The sequence below is a fragment of the Lactiplantibacillus sp. 7.2.4 genome (assembly GCF_018991185.1).
Taxonomy (GTDB): domain Bacteria; phylum Bacillota; class Bacilli; order Lactobacillales; family Lactobacillaceae; genus Lactiplantibacillus; species Lactiplantibacillus pentosus.
In genome coordinates, this window is record NZ_JAGYGS010000155.1 from 1 (window position 1) to 772 (window position 772).

Below are 772 nucleotides of genomic sequence, written 5' to 3' on the forward strand. Positions count from 1 at the left end.
AGAACGTGTTTGGATACTTTGACATTCGATTTGATTTTAGTTAAATTAGATCAAAAACAGGAGTTTTTAATCCATGAAAAGCTTTGCACACCATTATAGTAGCGACATCTCTCGTGAACAATTTGAACTAATCCGGACAGATCTAGAAGGCATACGTAAGCGGACTAAGCCAAGAAAGGTTGATTTATATGATATCTTTTGTGCCCTGCTTTATACCTTGAAAAATGGGTGCGTTTGGCGCGATTTACCCAGTGATTTTCCTAAATGGGAAACCGTCTATTATTACTGGTTACTTTGGACTAAAACGCCATCTCCTGCTGGTATCACTCCTCTGGATAAGGTTTTAAAAAAATTGTCAGCCAACATCGGTTGGCTCAGAAGCGTTCAGTTTATACATCGTTCATCATTCTAGATGCTCAAAGTGTCAAGAATACCGATCCTGCTGAAAGTAGCGGCTACGATGGTGGTAAAAAGGTGAGTGGGATTAAGCGCCATCTTGCTGTAGATATCAATGGGCTGCCGATGGCAGTCCATGTGACAACCGCCAATGTTTCTGAGCGTGATGGCGCCAATGCGCTACTGGCGTTAAACAAATCACAGTTTGACCTGGTTCAACGAGTAATGGCCGATGGTGGTTATACTGGTAACAACTTTGCTCAATCAGTTCAGGCAATGATTAACGCTGAAGTCATTATTGCTAAACAGAGTGACCTTAGGCACGGTCAAGTGACCCCGCAACGCTGGGTTATCGAACGCAGTTTTAGCTGGCTAG

The 772-nt window shown here is 42.9% G+C and carries 2 protein-coding genes; both read left to right on the top strand.

Annotated elements, in window-relative coordinates:
- Positions 1-73: 73 nt before the first annotated feature.
- The gene (locus KGF70_RS16965) at positions 74-412 is read left to right on the top strand and encodes an IS5 family transposase (protein ID WP_011031953.1); all 339 of its coding nucleotides are present in this window, start codon (positions 74-76) and stop codon (positions 410-412) included.
- Positions 370-772: transposase (locus KGF70_RS16970; RefSeq protein WP_253955637.1), on the top strand; the 403-nt coding region annotated here is incomplete at its 3' end. The genes KGF70_RS16965 and KGF70_RS16970, both read left to right, overlap by 43 nt.

What these genes read in the sequence shown, in the direction of transcription:
- KGF70_RS16965 (WP_011031953.1), top strand. Translation starts at nt 74, where the DNA reads ATGAAAAGCTTTGCACACCATTATAGTAGCGACATCTCTCGTGAACAA.